Annotated in this window: 11 protein-coding genes and 2 pseudogenes; 1 reads left to right on the forward strand and 12 read right to left on the reverse strand. The window is 64.9% G+C overall.

All coding sequences use genetic code 11. From position 1 onward, the window contains the following. Positions 1-191: 191 nt before the first annotated feature. The 4 genes from RTI28_RS17840 to RTI28_RS17855 all read right to left on the reverse strand — a co-directional run bounded on the left by RTI28_RS17840 (position 192) and on the right by RTI28_RS17855 (position 6,422). Positions 192-3,245: an efflux RND transporter permease subunit gene (locus RTI28_RS17840; protein WP_316921693.1), complete on the reverse strand. Its 3,054-nt coding sequence runs from the start codon at positions 3,243-3,245 to the stop codon at positions 192-194. Then, positions 3,242-4,309 carry an efflux RND transporter periplasmic adaptor subunit gene (locus RTI28_RS17845; RefSeq protein WP_316921694.1) on the reverse strand — a complete coding sequence of 356 codons (1,068 nt, stop codon included), beginning with the start codon at positions 4,307-4,309 and terminating at the stop codon, positions 3,242-3,244. Before RTI28_RS17845 ends, RTI28_RS17840 begins: the two co-directional genes overlap by 4 nt. Beyond that, a complete protein-coding gene (locus RTI28_RS17850) occupies positions 4,306-5,391 on the reverse strand; it encodes an efflux RND transporter periplasmic adaptor subunit (RefSeq protein WP_316921695.1) in 1,086 nt (361 codons plus the stop codon). The genes RTI28_RS17845 and RTI28_RS17850 overlap by 4 nt, the downstream gene beginning before the upstream one ends. 185 nt (positions 5,392-5,576) lie before the next feature. Next, a complete protein-coding gene (locus RTI28_RS17855; RefSeq protein WP_316921696.1) occupies positions 5,577-6,422 on the reverse strand; it encodes an RHS repeat-associated core domain-containing protein in 846 nt (281 codons plus the stop codon). Between the two features lie 128 nt (positions 6,423-6,550). Here RTI28_RS17855 and RTI28_RS17860 point away from each other — a divergent pair, with 128 nt between their 5' ends. Further along, complete coding sequence (locus RTI28_RS17860) at positions 6,551-7,714, forward strand: AAA family ATPase (RefSeq protein WP_316921697.1); 1,164 nt, start codon at positions 6,551-6,553, stop codon at positions 7,712-7,714. Between the two features lie 495 nt (positions 7,715-8,209). Here RTI28_RS17860 and RTI28_RS17865 read toward each other — a convergent pair. The 8 genes and pseudogenes from RTI28_RS17865 to RTI28_RS17900 form a co-directional block, all read right to left on the reverse strand. Beyond that, positions 8,210-8,506 (reverse strand): annotated as a pseudogene (locus tag RTI28_RS17865) (RHS repeat-associated core domain-containing protein); the annotation flags it as partial. A gap of 528 nt (positions 8,507-9,034) precedes the next feature. Next, positions 9,035-9,367, reverse strand: a pseudogene (locus RTI28_RS17870) (RHS repeat-associated core domain-containing protein); the annotation flags it as partial. Between the two features lie 260 nt (positions 9,368-9,627). Continuing rightward, positions 9,628-10,626, reverse strand: a complete 999-nt coding sequence (locus tag RTI28_RS17875) for an RHS repeat-associated core domain-containing protein (protein ID WP_316921698.1) — start codon at positions 10,624-10,626, stop codon at positions 9,628-9,630. Positions 10,627-10,713: 87 nt separating this feature from the next. Further along, on the reverse strand, positions 10,714-11,595 hold the full coding sequence (locus RTI28_RS17880) for a transporter substrate-binding domain-containing protein (RefSeq protein WP_316921699.1): 882 nt from the start codon (positions 11,593-11,595) through the stop codon (positions 10,714-10,716). Further along, positions 11,592-12,365 carry an amino acid ABC transporter ATP-binding protein gene (locus RTI28_RS17885; RefSeq protein WP_316921700.1) on the reverse strand — a complete coding sequence of 258 codons (774 nt, stop codon included), beginning with the start codon at positions 12,363-12,365 and terminating at the stop codon, positions 11,592-11,594. The genes RTI28_RS17880 and RTI28_RS17885 overlap by 4 nt, the downstream gene beginning before the upstream one ends. Continuing rightward, the gene (locus RTI28_RS17890) at positions 12,362-13,021 is read right to left on the reverse strand and encodes an amino acid ABC transporter permease (RefSeq protein WP_316921701.1); all 660 of its coding nucleotides are present in this window, start codon (positions 13,019-13,021) and stop codon (positions 12,362-12,364) included. Before RTI28_RS17890 ends, RTI28_RS17885 begins: the two co-directional genes overlap by 4 nt. Next, positions 13,002-13,667: an amino acid ABC transporter permease gene (locus tag RTI28_RS17895; RefSeq protein ID WP_316921702.1), complete on the reverse strand. Its 666-nt coding sequence runs from the start codon at positions 13,665-13,667 to the stop codon at positions 13,002-13,004. Before RTI28_RS17895 ends, RTI28_RS17890 begins: the two co-directional genes overlap by 20 nt. A gap of 147 nt (positions 13,668-13,814) precedes the next feature. Continuing rightward, positions 13,815-14,891 carry an RHS repeat-associated core domain-containing protein gene (locus RTI28_RS17900; RefSeq protein WP_316921703.1) on the reverse strand — a complete coding sequence of 359 codons (1,077 nt, stop codon included), beginning with the start codon at positions 14,889-14,891 and terminating at the stop codon, positions 13,815-13,817. Positions 14,892-14,926: the final 35 nt, after the last annotated feature.

Here is a 14,926-nt window from a genome sequence, read left to right on the forward strand (position 1 = left end):
TGTGCACGACGCCCCCACCTAGTTCCAGGTATGTCCACGTATGGCGTGGGAGCGGATTCATCCGCGATCGGCGGCGCAGCCGTCGTAAAACCTGAGTCCAAGCCCCGCCTGACACCATATGCATTCTGGTTTTACGTGCGCTGCGCGCCCGATCGCGACGGTCCGGCGAATCCGCTCCCACACGGACCAAGTCAGTCTTGGGATGTTTCCGGCTCCTTGATCCGATACCACGCCACATACAACGCCGGCAGGAACAGCAACGTCAGCAAGGTCGCGACCACGATCCCGCCGATCATCGCGTAGGCCATCGGCCCCCAGAACACCTCGCGGGCAATCGGGATCATGCCCAGGCTCGCCGCCGCCGCCGTCAGCAGGATCGGCCGGCGCCGGTGGTTGGTCGCCTCCACCACCGCATCCCACGGCGCATAACCCTGCGCTTCGTACTCGTCGATCTGGGTCACCAGGATCACCGAGTTGCGGATGATGATGCCGATCAGCGCGAGAATCCCGAGGATCGCCACGAAGCCCATCGGCGTGCCCGTCGGCACCAGCGCAATGACCACGCCGATCAACCCCAGCGGCGCCACGCTGGCCACCAGGAACAGCTTCTGCACGCTGTGCAGCTGGATCATCAGGAAGGTCGCCATGAGGAACAGCATCAACGGAATCACCTTGGCGATCGGCCCCTGGGCCTTGGCGCTCTCCTCCACCGTGCCGCCAGTCGCCACTTCGTAGCCGATCGGCAGCTTGCTGGCGAACTCGTCGATCTGCGGCTGCAGCTGCTTGACCAGGTTGGTGGGCTGGATCTCGTCACGCACCGAGGCCTTGATGGTGATGGTCGGCTTGCGGTCGCGCCGCCACACCAGCGGCTGCTCCAGCTCATAACGCACCGTGGCGAAGGCCAGCAGCGGGATCGAGGTCCCGCCAGGGGTGACGATCTGCAGGTTCTGCAAGGTCTGCGGCGATCCGCGCTCGCTGTCCTCGGCCCGCGCCACCACGTCGATCAGGTAGATGTTGTCGTGCACCTCGGTCACCGGCGCGCCGCTGACGATGGCCTGCATCACGTTGGCCACGTCCTCCGACGACAACCCGAGCTGGCGCGCCTTGTCCTGGGCGATCTCGATCCGCAGGACCTTGCCCGGCTCGTTCCAGTCGTAAATCATCTCGCCGATATGCGGGTTGCTGTCGAGCAGGGTGGCCAGGTCGATGGCGTGCTTGCGCACCAGGTCGATGTCCTTGCCACTGACCCGGTACTGGATCGGCCGCCCGACCGGCGGGCCCATCTCCAGCGACTGCACGTTGCTGCCGATGCCGACGAAGTCATCCCGCAGACGTTTCTCCAGCCGCGCCTTGAGCACTTCCCGCGATTCGAAGTCCTTGCTCACCACCACCAGCTGGGCGTAGTAGGGGTTCTGCAACTGCTGGTCCAGCGGCAGGTAGAAACGCACCGCGCCCTGGCCGATGTAGGTGCTCCAGTGGACGATGTCCGGGTCGTCCTTGAAGGTCGCCTCGAAACGATCGACCACCTTGCGCGTCTCTTCGATCGAGGCGTTCTGCGGCAGGTTGAGGTCCACCAGCAGCTCGGGGCGGTCAGATGCCGGGAAGAACTGGTTCTGCACGAAACGCATGCAGAAGATCGCCAGGGCAAACAGCAGCACGGTGCCGACGATGGTCAGCCAGCGACGGCGCATGCACCACAGCAGGCCGCCATGAAACGCCTTGCCGATCCGCCCGGGTTCGGCCTCGTGCTTCTTGATCTGGCTGCTGAGCAGGTGCACGCCCAGCACCGGGGCGAACAGCACCGCGACGATCCACGACACCAGCAAGGCCACGGCGATCACCGCGAACAGGGTGAAGGTGTACTCCCCCGCCGAGCTGGCATTGAGGCCGATGGGTACGAAGCCGGCCACGGTCACCAGGGTCCCGGTGAGCATCGGGAAGGCCGTCGAGGTGTAGGCGAAGGTCGCCGCCTGCTCCTTGGTCTCGCCCATCTCCAGACGGGTGACCATCACCTCCACGGTGATCATCGCGTCGTCCACCAGCAGGCCCAGGGCGATGATCAGCGCGCCGAGGGAAATCCGCTGCATGGTGATGCCGCTGTACTCCATGAACACGAAGACCATCGCCAGCACCAGCGGGATCGAGCAGGCCACCACCAGCCCGGCGCGCAGGCCGAGGCTGACGAAGCTCACCACCAGCACGATCACCACCGCCTCGAACAGCGCACTGGTGAAGCCGCCAACGGCCTGCTTCACCACCACCGCCTGGTCGGACACCGTGTACACGCCGATACCCACCGGCAGTTCGCTGATGATCTGGTCCATCCGCTCGCGCAGCAGTTGCCCGAACACCTGCATGTTGCCGCCGGACTTCATGCCGATCGCCAGGCCGATGGCGTTCTGGCCGTTGTAGCGGAACTGCACCGTGGGCGGGTCGGCATAGCCGCGGCGGATCTCGGCGATATCGGCCAGGCGATAGAAGCGATCCTCCAGGCGCAGGTTGACTTCGGCCAGGTCCTTTTCCGAGGCGAACTGGCCGCTGGTACGCACCGAAATCCGCTCCGGCCCGGCCTCGATCACCCCCGCCGGGGTCACCGCGTTCTGCGCCTGCAGGGCCTGCACCACCTGGCGCTGGTCGATGCCCAGCGAGGCCAGCTTGCGCGTGGAGAAGTTCAGGTACAGCACCTCGTCCTGGGTGCCGATGATCTCGACCTTGCCCAGGTTCGGCACCTCGCGGATTTCCGCGCGCACCTGCTCCACGTAGTCGCGCAGCTCGCGCATGCTCAGGCCGTCGGCGGTGAAGGCGTAGATCGAGCCGAACACATCGCCGAACTCGTCGTTGAAACCGGGCCCCTGGATGCCCTTGGGAAACTCGCCGCGAATGTCCTCGATCTTCTTGCGCACCTGGTACCAGATCTGCGGGATGTACGCGGCCTTGGTGGTGTCGCGCAGGTTGACATAGACCGTGGACTCGCCAGGCCGGGTGTAGCTCTTCACGTAGTCGAGGGAGTCCAGCTCCTCCAGTTTCTTCTCGATGCGGTCGGTGACCTGCAGCAGGGTTTCTTCCTGGGTCGCGCCCGGCCAGCGGGTCTGGATCACCATGGTCTTGATGGTGAAGGACGGGTCTTCCTCACGCCCGAGGTTGAGGTAGGAAAACACCCCCATGAGCAGGGCGACGAACATCAGGTACCAGACGAACGACTGGTGGCGCAGGGCCCATTCGGAGAGGTTGAAGCTTCCTTTCATCGAGTTTCGCCCTCATCGACCATGACCTTCTGCCCCGGCTTGAGGCTGTTCACGCCAGCGGTGACCACCCGTTCACCGGGTTGCACCCCCGACGCCAGCACCACCACATCCGGCCCTCGTTGCAGCACCTGCACATCCCTCGGGTTGACCACTTTCTGCTGGGTATCGACGATCCACACCCGGGTCTTGCCCTCCACCTCCTGCAAGGCGCTGGGAGGAATCTCGCTGCGCGGCGTCACCGCGGAGCTCAGGGCGACGCTGATCGAGGTGCCGAGGCGAAAGCCCGCCGGGGTGTCCATCAGGGTCAGGCGGGTGCGCCGGGTGCGCGTGCTGGCATCGGCCTGGGGCTCGACCTCGCGGACCACGGCGCGGGTCCTGATGCTGTTGTCCAGTTGCGCCATCACGGTGAATTCCACGCCCTGGGTCAGGGCATCGGCGAGGTAGGTCGGCAGGTCGATCACCGCTTCCTTGACGTCCGGCCGCGCCAGGGTCACCACCGCCTGGCCGGCCGTCACGGTTTGCCCGGCCTCGGCCTTCCAGTCGGTGACCACCGCACCATGGTCGGTGCGCAGTTCGGCATAGCCGAGCTGGTCACGGGCCTGCTGCACCGCGGCCTTGGCCTGTTCGAGGGTGGCGCCGGTGGTCTTCAGGTCGGTCTGGGCGATATCCAGCTGCGCCTGGGCGCCGACGCCGCGGTCGTACAGCTGTTGCTGGCGGCGGGCATTGGCCTGGGCGTTGATCCACTGCGCCTCGACCCGCGCCAGGTCGCCCTCGGCGGCGCGCAACTGGTTGCGCTGGTCGGTGGGATCGAGGCTGGCGAGGGTATCCCCCGGCTTCACCGTCGCGCCCACATCCACCCAGCGCCGGGCGATACGTCCACCGACGCGAAAGCCCAGGGTGCTTTCGTAGCGGGCCTGGATGGTCCCGGCGAAGCGCCCGAGATCGAGAGCGTCACGGGTCTGCACCTGCATCGAGAGCACCGGGCGGATCACCTCCGGCGCCGGTTTTTCCCCGCCGCAGGCGACCAGCAACAGGCACCCCGCCAACACCCCGGCCCCCTTCATGGCTTCGCTCCCGCGTTATCGACGATTTCCACCTGCATGCCGGGGTGCAACAGCTGGCCGCCGAGCACCACCACCGCCTGGCCGCTGTGCAGCCCTTCGCTGACCACCACCTTGCCGGTCAGGTAGCGCGTGACCGTGACCGGCTGCAGGTTGACTTCGTTGCCCTCGCCCACCACCCACACCGCCGGCTCGCGCAGCGCCTTGGTCAGCGCCGACCAGGGCAGCTCGACCCCCGGCTTGCCCTGCGGCGCGCCGCTGGCGCTGACCGCCGAGCCCAGCTGCATGCCATCCGGGACCTTGTCGAGGGCGATCTTGATCTGCACCGTGCCGCTCTGCGCCGACACCGTCGGGGTGATTTCCCGGACATGACCGACCGCCTGGACCGTCGGATCGTCGAGCAGGCTGACGGTGATCGCCCTGGCGCTGTCCGGCGCCAGCAACAGCGCTTCATAGACGTTGAACACCGCATCGCGATCGCCATCGCGGGCCAGGCCGAAGATCGGCACCGTGGCCTGGACCACCTGGCCGACCTCGGCCTGGCGCTCGGTGATGACCCCGGCGGCATCGGCCACCAGCTCGGTGTAACTGAGTTGTTCGCGGGCATTGGCCAACTGCGCCTCGGCCGCCTTCAGCGCGCTCTGGCTGCTGCGCAGCGCGGCCTGGGCCGAGTCGTATTCGCTCTGGCTGGTGTAGCCCTTGGGCAGCAGTTTCTGCTGGCGAACGAAGGCCGCCGCGCTCTGCGTCACCCGCGCGCGCGCCGCCAGCACCTCGGCGTTGGCCGAGTCGACGTTGGTCTGCAGGTCCTTGGGATCGAGGCGCGCCAGCACCTGGTTGGCCTTGACGTGATCGCCCACGTCCACGCTGCGCGACACGATCTTGCCGCCGACGCGGAACGACAGGTCGCTGTGTACCCGGGCCTGCACATCGCCCGTGAGGGTCACCCGCGCGGCGAAGTCCACCGCCTCGACCTTCTGCACCGCCACCCGCGGCCGTTGCGGCTCCTGCGCTGGCTCGTCGCGACAGCCCGCAAGCAGCAGCGCCAGGCCCAGGCACACGAATGAACAAGAACGCGACAGCTTCATGCGGGCTCCTTTGCATGCGCCGGTTTCACAGGGGAATGTGCTTTATGCGTGTGTTAGCGTAGATCAGGGTTTGGATACTGCCCACGCTGTTATGAGAACTCTCTTACAAGAGCCGCGATAGAAATCGATCCGCGATGCAGGTGATTGGTTCACTTCGGTTTTTCCGCAAACCGACGCCGCGGCCGTCACCTCGAGGCGCGACGGATTGCCCGTCCGGTTTGTCTTTCCGGCCCATCGGTACTCCCCCCCGAGAGAAAGCCGGCCGCGGTATTCATCAGCATACCCACGCGGCCTTCCGCCCCCTCGACCCGCGCCCATCCGCTGGCCGATTGCAGATGCGCCGTGGTGTTGGATATCTGTCCTGTCTCGACTCTGTTTACCCGCTCGATATAGGCATCGGCCTGCCTGATCGGCAGATTGCCGTGACCATGGCTGATCATGTTGTCGTTGACGCCGCGCACGGCCCTGGTAAACGGCGCTGGCGTCTGGAGTTGCTCCAACCCTTCGCGCAGATGGGCCCGCGCGGGCGAAGGCGGCGCAGTGGACGAGCCGCGGGTCAGCGAAACACGCATCACATGGCCATGGTGCTCGGCCTTGACTCGTAGCCAGCCCAGCACGCCTGCGCCCATGGCCAGAAACCCGACGACGACACCCAGCACGACCAGCAAGGTCTGCAGGTCATCCCCCTGGGTCGCCACCGCCGCCTCTCTGCGTGCTGATGCGTGCCCGCCCGGATCGCGCCGGTTCACCGGATCACCCAGGCAGTAGCCATAGGCATTCGGCCCGCCCCGCCCGAACGGGCTCCAGCTGTCCGGGCTGTTGAAGCGCATCAGCACCGGGTTGTAGGCGCGGTAGCCGTTGCCGAGCAGATAGTGTCCGGTCAGGGTATCCGCAAGCTCGCCGTTGAAACCCGGTACTACCGCTGGCAAGACCGGCGAGCGATATCCGTAGGCGCTGTAGGCAATGGCCTGGTGCCCGGCCCGCAGCACCGATTGCGGATGATCGCAGGCCAGCAGTCGGGTGGTGTTCATCTTCGCTCCCTGTCCATGCCAGGACGGATGCTTGTCAGCATACAAGTCGTCGAGCGAGGCGATAACTGACAGAACTGACAGTACCGATCAGCGATACTGAGCCCCTTTTCCTCCCGCGGAAGTCCGTAATGCTTACCACCCTGGCCGTCGCCAACTACCGCTCGATCAACCGCCTGGTACTGCCGCTGGGGCGCCTGAACCTGATCACCGGGCCCAACGGCAGTGGCAAGTCCAACCTGTACAAGGCCCTGCGCCTGCTGGCGGAAACCGCCCATGGCGGGGTGGTCAATGCCCTGGCCGCCGAGGGCGGGCTGGAGTCGACCTTCTGGGCCGGGCCGGAGCGTATCACCCGGCGCATGAGCCAGGGCGAGGTGGAAATCGAGGGCGGCCCGCGGCAGAAGGTGAAACGCCTGTGGCTGGGCTTCGCCGGCGAGGATTTCGGCTATGCCATCGGCCTCGGCCTGCCCACGCCTTCATCGGTGACGCGCTTCGCCCTCGACCCGGAGATCAAGCGCGAGAGCCTTTGGGCCGGGCCGCTGTGTCGCCCCGCCAGCCTGCTGGTGGACCGTCGCGCTGCGCTGATCAAGGCCCGCGAAGGGCGCCAATGGGAGGTGCTGGCGCAGCATGCGTCCTGTGCCGACAGCCTGTTCGACCAGGTCGGCAACCTGCGCTCGTCGCCCGAGGTGCTGGTACTGCGCGAGCAGATCCGTGGCTGGCGTTTCTACGACCACCTGCGCACCGATGCCCAGGCGCCGGTGCGCTCCCCGCGCCTGGGCACGCGCACGCCGGTGCTGCACCACGATGGCCGCGACCTGGCGGCGGCGTTGCAGACCATCCTCGAAGTGGGCGATGCACAGGCGCTGCATGACACCATCGCCGATGCCTTCCCCGGCTCGCGCCTGGACATCGACGCGGTGCCCGGCGGGTTGTTCAGCGTGCAACTGCACCAGGAAGGCCTGCTGCGTCCGCTGTCGGCGGCGGAGCTGTCGGACGGCACCCTGCGTTACCTGCTGCTGGTGGCCGCACTGCTGACCCCGCGCCCACCGACCATGATGGTCCTCAACGAACCGGAAACCAGCCTGCACCCGGACCTGATCCCGGCCCTGGCGCGCTTGATCACCAAGGCGTCGCAGCATTGCCAGATGTGGGTGGTGTCCCACTCCCGGGCGTTGATGGAGGCGCTGGAGGGCGATGCGACGTGCAACTCCATCGTGCTGGAGAAGCATCTGGGACAGACCCGGGTGGTGGGTCAGGGGATGCTCGACGAGCCGGCGTGGAACTGGCCGGAATGACAGGGAGGTCATCGGAACAGACAGGCAAGCTCTGTTTCAAGGCTATCTGCGGATCCTCTTGCGTTCGTCGGACAGAAATCCTTCTACCGCGCTGACGGTTTCCGCGCCCAACTCTTGATGCGTAGGACTTGGGCTCCTCTTCATATCGGGACTTGAGGCGATTGCGGTAGCCCGCGATGATCCGGTCTTCAACGACACCCACTTGCCGGCCCCGACAGGCGCGTCCATCAATGCAGGCGGCACCTCGGGCACCGCAGTATTGTCCCTGCCGGACGAGGCTCCAGCACCTGCGGGCCGCGTTCTTTCCTGCAGTGCGTCGCTCGTAAGGAGAGGCTCGCTCGGCTTGCGGCTCAACCGCGCGGAAACCTGGGACTCCAGGCTCGACGACGAGCCGTGCAACGCTTGGTAATTGCCATCGAGGGGCCGGCGCTGTGCCGGTCGTTTCCGGGCCCGGCGCAGGAGCGTCCCCACCCGCGCCAGCAGGCGGAAGAAAGGCGCATGCCCGTCCGGATCCGTCAGGTTGACCGGATCACCCAGGCAATACCCGTAGGCGTTCAGGCCACCTCGCCGAAAGGGACTTTCGCTATCCGGGCTGTTGAAGCGCATCAGCACCGGGTTGTAGGCGCGATAGCCGTTGCCCAGCAGGTAATGGCCGGTCCGCCACTCCGGTAGTTCGCCGTTGAAGGCAGGCAGTTCGGCGCGAAAGGGGCTGGTGTGATACCCATGCGGGGTATAGACGACAGCATCTCTTCCCGCCCGCAGCACCGATTGCGGGTGATCACATGCCAGCAGCAGGGTCCAGGTCATATCGGGCACCTCTCCAGTGGAAGATCGTTCCGCCATCGGTCTGTACAGCCGGGTAGCAGGTCAGAGGGTGCCGGACGGGTTGGAATCGAGCGCGTCGGCTTCGTTTCTTTGCCGAATCAGCTCCCTGGCTTTCGCGGGCAGATAAGAATACGGATCACGTCCACTCCCTCCCATTGGCGTTATCGGCTGCAGCACGGTGACCTGTGACGGTTTAAAGACCCTCACTTCCCTGGGCGTTGCCCCCTTCGAAGATTTCGCCTGATTCGACAGGCGATTGGCTCTCACAGGCGCTTTTACCGGTTCAGGGGTCAAGCGGGTGTCTGGCTTTGAAGTCTTGGCTGCGGACACCGCGGAATCCACCAACAGATCTTCAGGGGGCGCCGACGGTGTGAGTGCCAGACTAGACGAAGTGGAGCCTCGCTCACTCAGGAGCATTTTCTGCCGAGCCGGCCTGCCCTTGCTCCCGGCAATACGGCGGGCGGAACGACCGAGGAACTTCCTGAGTTGCGTAAACAGCCGCAGCAAGGGCACATGCCCATCGGGGTCGGTCCGATTGACCGGATCCCCCAGGCAATACCCATACGCATTCAACCCACCCCGCCCGAACGGACTCAGGCTGTCCGGACTGTTGAAGCGCATCAGCACCGGGTTGTAGGCCCGATACCCATTGCCCAGCAGGTACCAGCCAGTCTCCGGCTCGCGCCACTGGCCGTTGAAGCCGCTACCGGGCAGGCCGGGGGTTTCGCGACGATGGCCGTAGAGGCCGTGGACGATGTCCTGCGGCTGTCCACCCGCCACAGCCCGCAACGGGCTCTGATGAGGTGTGCAGGCCAGCAGGACGAGGCGGTCGTTCGACATGGACGGGTACCCGGATCAACTGAAACGCGATTGATCACAGGTTACCCCTCCTGCCCGTAGCGCCTAGCTGGCAGAACTGTCAGGTGCCGCCCTTGACGATGGCGCGGTCGGGCCTGATGCCCCTGGGAGAGGCCGGACGGAGGCACGGCAAAGCAGGATCGGGACACTGATCGGCACGACCGGCAAACGCTGCGACGATGACGATCTGACCGACCTGCCGGCTCACGCCGGCGGCGCTTGGCAAGGCGCTACCAGCGCTGATACTCGGTCAGGACGGTCTCGGCGAAAGCAGCTTCACTCGGGGTTCCCCTTATCGCTATCTTCTCGAGATCCGGCACGGTCATACCGCGTGCCCTTTTTGCGGGGCGTAGCAGGGAAGACGACATCTCATCTCGCAGCAATATCCTGCCCTGTACCTTGTTGCCCTTTTTTCTATAGAACTTCAGGAATCGCGAGCCATCCAGGTCATGGATCGCACTTTTCATCTTCTCGGCATGACGTGCCTGCCTCTGTTTCATGTACTCAGACGCCGACATCGGAGCTCCCCGAGAGGACGTCGAGGGCATGGAGTTCAATGCGACAGGCGTCACGGGAGCAGGTGCCTGAGCGGACATCGAGGAAACACTCGGCGACGGGGGCCTCGGAGCGAACCTGATCACGGATTCACGCGGCGCAGGGCTATGCCTCGGCGTAGACCGGTCCAAGGGCGGTGAATACGGACGCCTGGAGGGGAGTCCCTTGAATTTGTCCTTCAGCCCGGCCCCGATGCCGGCGATGGCACCTACCGCGGCCACGCCAAGGATGATGGAAATCCATAGCCACGGCGAAGCCTCCGCCGAACCGCCCTCTGCCGCCCCCGCCGGCGCTCTTGTCGCCATCCCCCCCAATGCCTCCAGCCCCAACGCTCCGAACCAGGCCATGTGTCCCGTGGGGTCGCGATGATTGATCGGGTCGCCAAGGCAATACACGTAGGGATTGAGGCCACCACCACCGAACGGGCTCCAGCTGTCCGGCTGGTGGAAGCGCATCAGCACCGGGTTGTAGGCCCGATACCCATTGCCCAGCAGGTACCAGCCAGTCTCCGGCTCGCGCCACTGGCCGTTGAAGCCGCTACCGGGCAGGCCGGGGGTTTCGCGACGATGGCCGTAGGGGCCATGGACGATGTCCTGCGGCTGTCCACCCGCCACAGCCCGTAACGGGCTCTGATGAGGTGTACAGGCCAGCAGGACGAGGCGATCGTTCGACATGGACGGGTACCCGGATCAACTGAAACGCAATTGACCACAGGTTACCCCTCCTGCCCGTAGCGCCTAGCTGGCAGAACTGTCAGGTGCTCAGCCCTGCCACTTGCCGCCTTCGACGATCACGCTCTCCGGCTTGGTGTCGTCGCTCAGTTCCTTGCGCACGTACTGGTCGTACAGTTTGAGCAGGTACTTCTGCTCGCCCAGGCGCGCCAGCTCGGCGTTGACCCAGTCGCGCAGCTCGATGTTGCCCTTCTTCACCGCCGGCGCGATCGGTGCTTCCTCGCCCAGCAGTTGCGGCAGCACGCGGTAGCCCGGGTTCTGCTTGGACCAGCTGAACAGGATCAGGTTGTCCTGCGCGTAGGCATCGCCACGGCCGTTGGCCAGGGCCTGCAGCGACTCGCTGTTCTTCTCGAACTTGAGCAGCTTCCAGTCCGGATGGTTCTTGGTCAGCCAGATATCCGCGGTGGTGCCGGTGGTGACGATGGTGGTCTTGTCGGCCAGGTCGTCGAGCTTCTGCACGCTGCTGCCGTCCGCCACCAGGGCCTGCACGGCGACGCGCAGGTTGGGGTTGGTGAACTCCACCACTTCCTTGCGCTCGGGGGTGACGGTCATGTTGGCCAGGATCAGGTCGACCTTGTCGCTCTGCAGGAACGGAATGCGACTGGCCGGCTCGACGGCGACGAACTCGACCTTGTTCTCGTCGCCCAGCAGCGACTTGGCGAAGGCGCGACCGATATCGGTATCGAAGCCGACGTAGCGGCCCGTCTCGTCGACGAAGCCGAACGGCGGTTTGTCGGTGAACACGCCGACGATCAGCTTGTCGCGGGCCTTGATGGTTTCCAGGTAGCTGGAGGTGGCCGGCGCGGGCGTCGCGGCAGAGCTTTTCGGCGGTTCTTCGGCCTTGTTGCAGCCGGCGAGCAAGGCCAGGCCGAGCAGGGACAACAGCAGTTTCGAGGTCTTGGCAGTTTTCATATCAGTTCCTTTTGAGGTCGCTCCGGCAGGTTTTCGACGTAGGAGAATTTCTCCAGGAACTGCTGCGCGCGTGCGGTCCGCGGGTTCGTGAAGAAGCGCTCGGGGGGGCTCTGTTCAAGGATCCTGCCGGACTCCATGAACACGATGCGATCGGCCACCGCGCGGGCGAAGGCCATTTCGTGGGTAACGATGAGCAGGGTCATGCCGTCGCGGGCCAGGCCCTGGATCACCTGCAGGACTTCCTTGACCATTTCCGGGTCGAGGGCTGCGGTGACTTCGTCGAACAGCATCACCCGCGGGTTCATGCACAGCGAACGGACGATGGCGATGCGTTGCTGCTGGCCGCCGGAGAGCTGGCGCGGGTAGGCGTCGCGCTTGTCCAGCAGGCCGACCCGGGCCAGCAGCGCCTCGGCCTGGGCCTGGGCCTCGTGGCGTTCGCGCTTCTGCACCTTGAGCGGGCCGAGCAGCAGGTTGTCGAGCACGCTCATGTGGCCGAACAGGTGATAGCTCTGGAACACCATGCCGACCTGCTGGCGGATCTCGCGCCAGTCGGTCTTCGCGTCCAGCAGTTCGCGGCCCTCCAGGCGCAGGCTGCCGCTGTGGGCGGCCTCCAGGCCGTTGAGGCAACGCAGCAGGGTGCTCTTGCCGCAGCCGCTGGGGCCGAGGATCACCACCACCTCGCCGGCCTGCACGGTCAGGTCGAGGTCGGCGAGCACCTGCTGCTCGCCGAAGTACTTGTTGAAACCCTTGAATTCGATCAATGCGCTCATGCGTGCGTCCAGCGCCGCTCCAGGGCCTTGGAGGCGGCCGAGAGCGGGTAGCAGATGAAGAAGAAGAACAGGAACAGCGCCCCGTAGATCAGCACCGACTCGTAGGTGCGCTCGATGATCTGCTGGCCGACCTTGATCACATCGACCACGCCGATCAGCACGGCCAGGGAGCTGGTCTTGATGATCCGCGTGTAGACGTTGATGGTCGGCGGGGTCATGCGCTTCAGCGCCTGGGGCAACAGCACGTAGCCGTACAGCTGCCAGGCGGACAGGCCGATGGACAGGCCGGCTTCACGCTGGCCGCGCGGCAACGACTGCAACGCCCCGCGCACCACCTCGCCGACCTCGCTGGCGCCCCACAGGGCCAAAACCAGCACGGCGCACCAGAAGCTCGGCAGGCTGATCTTGAAAAAGATCGGCAGGCCGAAGAACAGCAGGTACAGCCAGACCAGCACCGGGATGGCGCGAAACAGCTCCAGGTAGATGCGCAGCACGGCATTCACGCTGCCCTTGCCGAGCCTCGCCAGCACGCCGTAGAGCACGCCGCCGAGGGTCGCGAAAACAATGCCCAGACCGGAGATCGCCAGGGTTTGCGCGGCGCCCTTGCCCAGTTGCGGCAACGACACCAGCAGCAGCTCAAGACCCGAACTGGCCATGTTGCAGCCTCCTTTCCAGGCGGCTCAGCAGCAGCGACAGCGGCAGGAACAGCAGCACGCAGATCAGCGTCATCACCGCGAGCATTTCGTAGGTCTTGTAGTACAGGGCGATGTAGCTCTTGGTGGTGTAGAGGATTTCCGGCACCGCCACGGCGGAGACCACCGTGGTTTCCTTGAGCAGGAAGATGAAGTTGGCGAACAACGCCGGCAGGCTGAGCAGGCCGGCCTGGGGCAGGATCACATGGCGCAGCAGCTGGCCTTCGGAAAGACCGATGGAGCGCCCGGACTCCAGCTGCGCGGCGGGCACCGCCTCGACCCCGGCGCGCAGCACTTCGGTGAGGTAGGCGCCGCCGAGGAAGGTCATGGTGATGATTGCCGCGGCGAAGCCGGAGAGCTTCACCCCCAGCGCCGGCAAGGCGAAATAGACGAAGAACAGCTGGATCAGCAGCGGGGTGTTGCGCGCCAGTTCGACGTACAGGGCGACCAGGCGATGCAGGACGGGAGTGCGGTAAAGCAGGATCGGCGCGTTGATCAGCGCCACCAGCAGCGAGGTGGCGATGGTGATCAGGCCGACCTGCAGGGTCACGCCGACGGCCTTGAGGAAGGCGGGCAGCGTGCCGAGGATGAAGGTGAAGTCGAAGCTCATGGGATGGAGTCTTTTCCGAACCGACCCGGGGGTAGACGGGTGGTGTCCACAGGTTTCGAGGCGGGTAAGCCTCACTGGGGAAAGACTCTAGCGGTATAAAAATAAATATTTAAATAACATTATTGAATATTGATAGTTCCTGGACGCCTATCTCCTGAGAGTGGGATAAATGTCTTCAAGAAACTTTTGCAGTTGTGGATCAATTCCCCTTGTCATCAAGTCGCGCGCATCCAGGCCCCTGAACTGCTCTTTTGGATTACCTCTCCTGCGCTCACTGCCTGGTAGATGGGTGTTCAGCAAGCGCCGAGCCGCTGCTTTCCTGCCAGGGATATTGGCTGTCCTGGAAAAGCTTGCGCCGTCCCTGGCCTTTATCGCTGCCTTGAGCTGGTCTAAATCGAGCGCCGTAGGACGTTCATATCTACGATAGTGGACCTGCCTAGCAGCCAAATCCTGATCTATCGAGACAGTATGAATCGGCGACTGCGGTGGAGACGGCGACTGGCGTGGAGGTGCGAACTGGATCACGGAGTCCCGCCGCGACATGCTCAAGTCCAAGGGCTCTGTTTGCGGTGGCGCGGTTTGCGGATACTCGGCCGCCGTCCTCTGTTTCCACCGAGCCAACATGCCAGCTGCCGCCCCTACCATGGCTACACCAATGCCAATGGCAAACCATGGCAGCAACGAGGACTCTCCTGCCCCCTGGTCCACCTGTCTCCGCGTACTCGCCATGCCCAATATCTCCAGTCCCAGGGTCCCCATCCAGGCCATATGACCGGTGGGATCCCGCCGATTGACCGGGTCGCCGATGCAGTAGACATAAGGATTGAGACCACCCGCTCCAAACGGGCTCCAGCTATCCGGCTGGTGGAAGCGCATCAGCACCGGGTTGTAGGCGCGGTAGCCGTTGCCCAGGAGGTAATGGCCTGTGGCGGGCTCGGGCAGTTCGCCGTTGAACCCGGGTCGCGCGACATGCGGCCGCGCGTGGCGTTGGCCGTAGGGCGAATAGGCGGTAGCGTCGTGTGCTTCGGCGGATCGCGCCGCCAGTATGCTTTGCTGTGAGTCGCAGGCGAACAGGACTGCGTGGGGTCCAGCTTCTGGAATCGCCATGGTGCACACCGAGTAGAGGATGCTCGGAGTGTAGCGCTGCACCTTGTGCGTCATAACTGGCAGAAATGTCAGGTCTGCCAACGTAATTGGGGCCGCTTTGCGGCCCTTCGCGAGCAAGCTCGCTCCTACAGTGTGTTGCACGAATCCTGTAG

Origin of the sequence: Pseudomonas sp. zfem002 (assembly GCF_032621685.1) — a bacterium.
Lineage (GTDB): Bacteria > Pseudomonadota > Gammaproteobacteria > Pseudomonadales > Pseudomonadaceae > Aquipseudomonas > Aquipseudomonas japonica.

Bases quoted from the DNA above. Each gene is read 5' to 3' on its own strand.
- RTI28_RS17845 (WP_316921694.1), bottom strand. From the start codon at position 4,309: ATGAAGGGGGCCGGGGTGTTGGCGGGGTGCCTGTTGCTGGTCGCCTGC.
- RTI28_RS17875 (WP_316921698.1), bottom strand. From the start codon at position 10,626: ATGTCGAACGATCGCCTCGTCCTGCTGGCCTGTACACCTCATCAGAGC.
- RTI28_RS17860 (WP_316921697.1), top strand. From the start codon at position 6,551: ATGCTTACCACCCTGGCCGTCGCCAACTACCGCTCGATCAACCGCCTG.
- RTI28_RS17850 (WP_316921695.1), bottom strand. From the start codon at position 5,391: ATGAAGCTGTCGCGTTCTTGTTCATTCGTGTGCCTGGGCCTGGCGCTG.
- RTI28_RS17840 (WP_316921693.1), bottom strand. From the start codon at position 3,245: ATGAAAGGAAGCTTCAACCTCTCCGAATGGGCCCTGCGCCACCAGTCG.
- RTI28_RS17895 (WP_316921702.1), bottom strand. From the start codon at position 13,667: ATGAGCTTCGACTTCACCTTCATCCTCGGCACGCTGCCCGCCTTCCTC.
- RTI28_RS17855 (WP_316921696.1), bottom strand. From the start codon at position 6,422: ATGAACACCACCCGACTGCTGGCCTGCGATCATCCGCAATCGGTGCTG.
- RTI28_RS17890 (WP_316921701.1), bottom strand. From the start codon at position 13,021: ATGGCCAGTTCGGGTCTTGAGCTGCTGCTGGTGTCGTTGCCGCAACTG.
- RTI28_RS17880 (WP_316921699.1), bottom strand. From the start codon at position 11,595: ATGAAAACTGCCAAGACCTCGAAACTGCTGTTGTCCCTGCTCGGCCTG.
- RTI28_RS17885 (WP_316921700.1), bottom strand. From the start codon at position 12,365: ATGAGCGCATTGATCGAATTCAAGGGTTTCAACAAGTACTTCGGCGAG.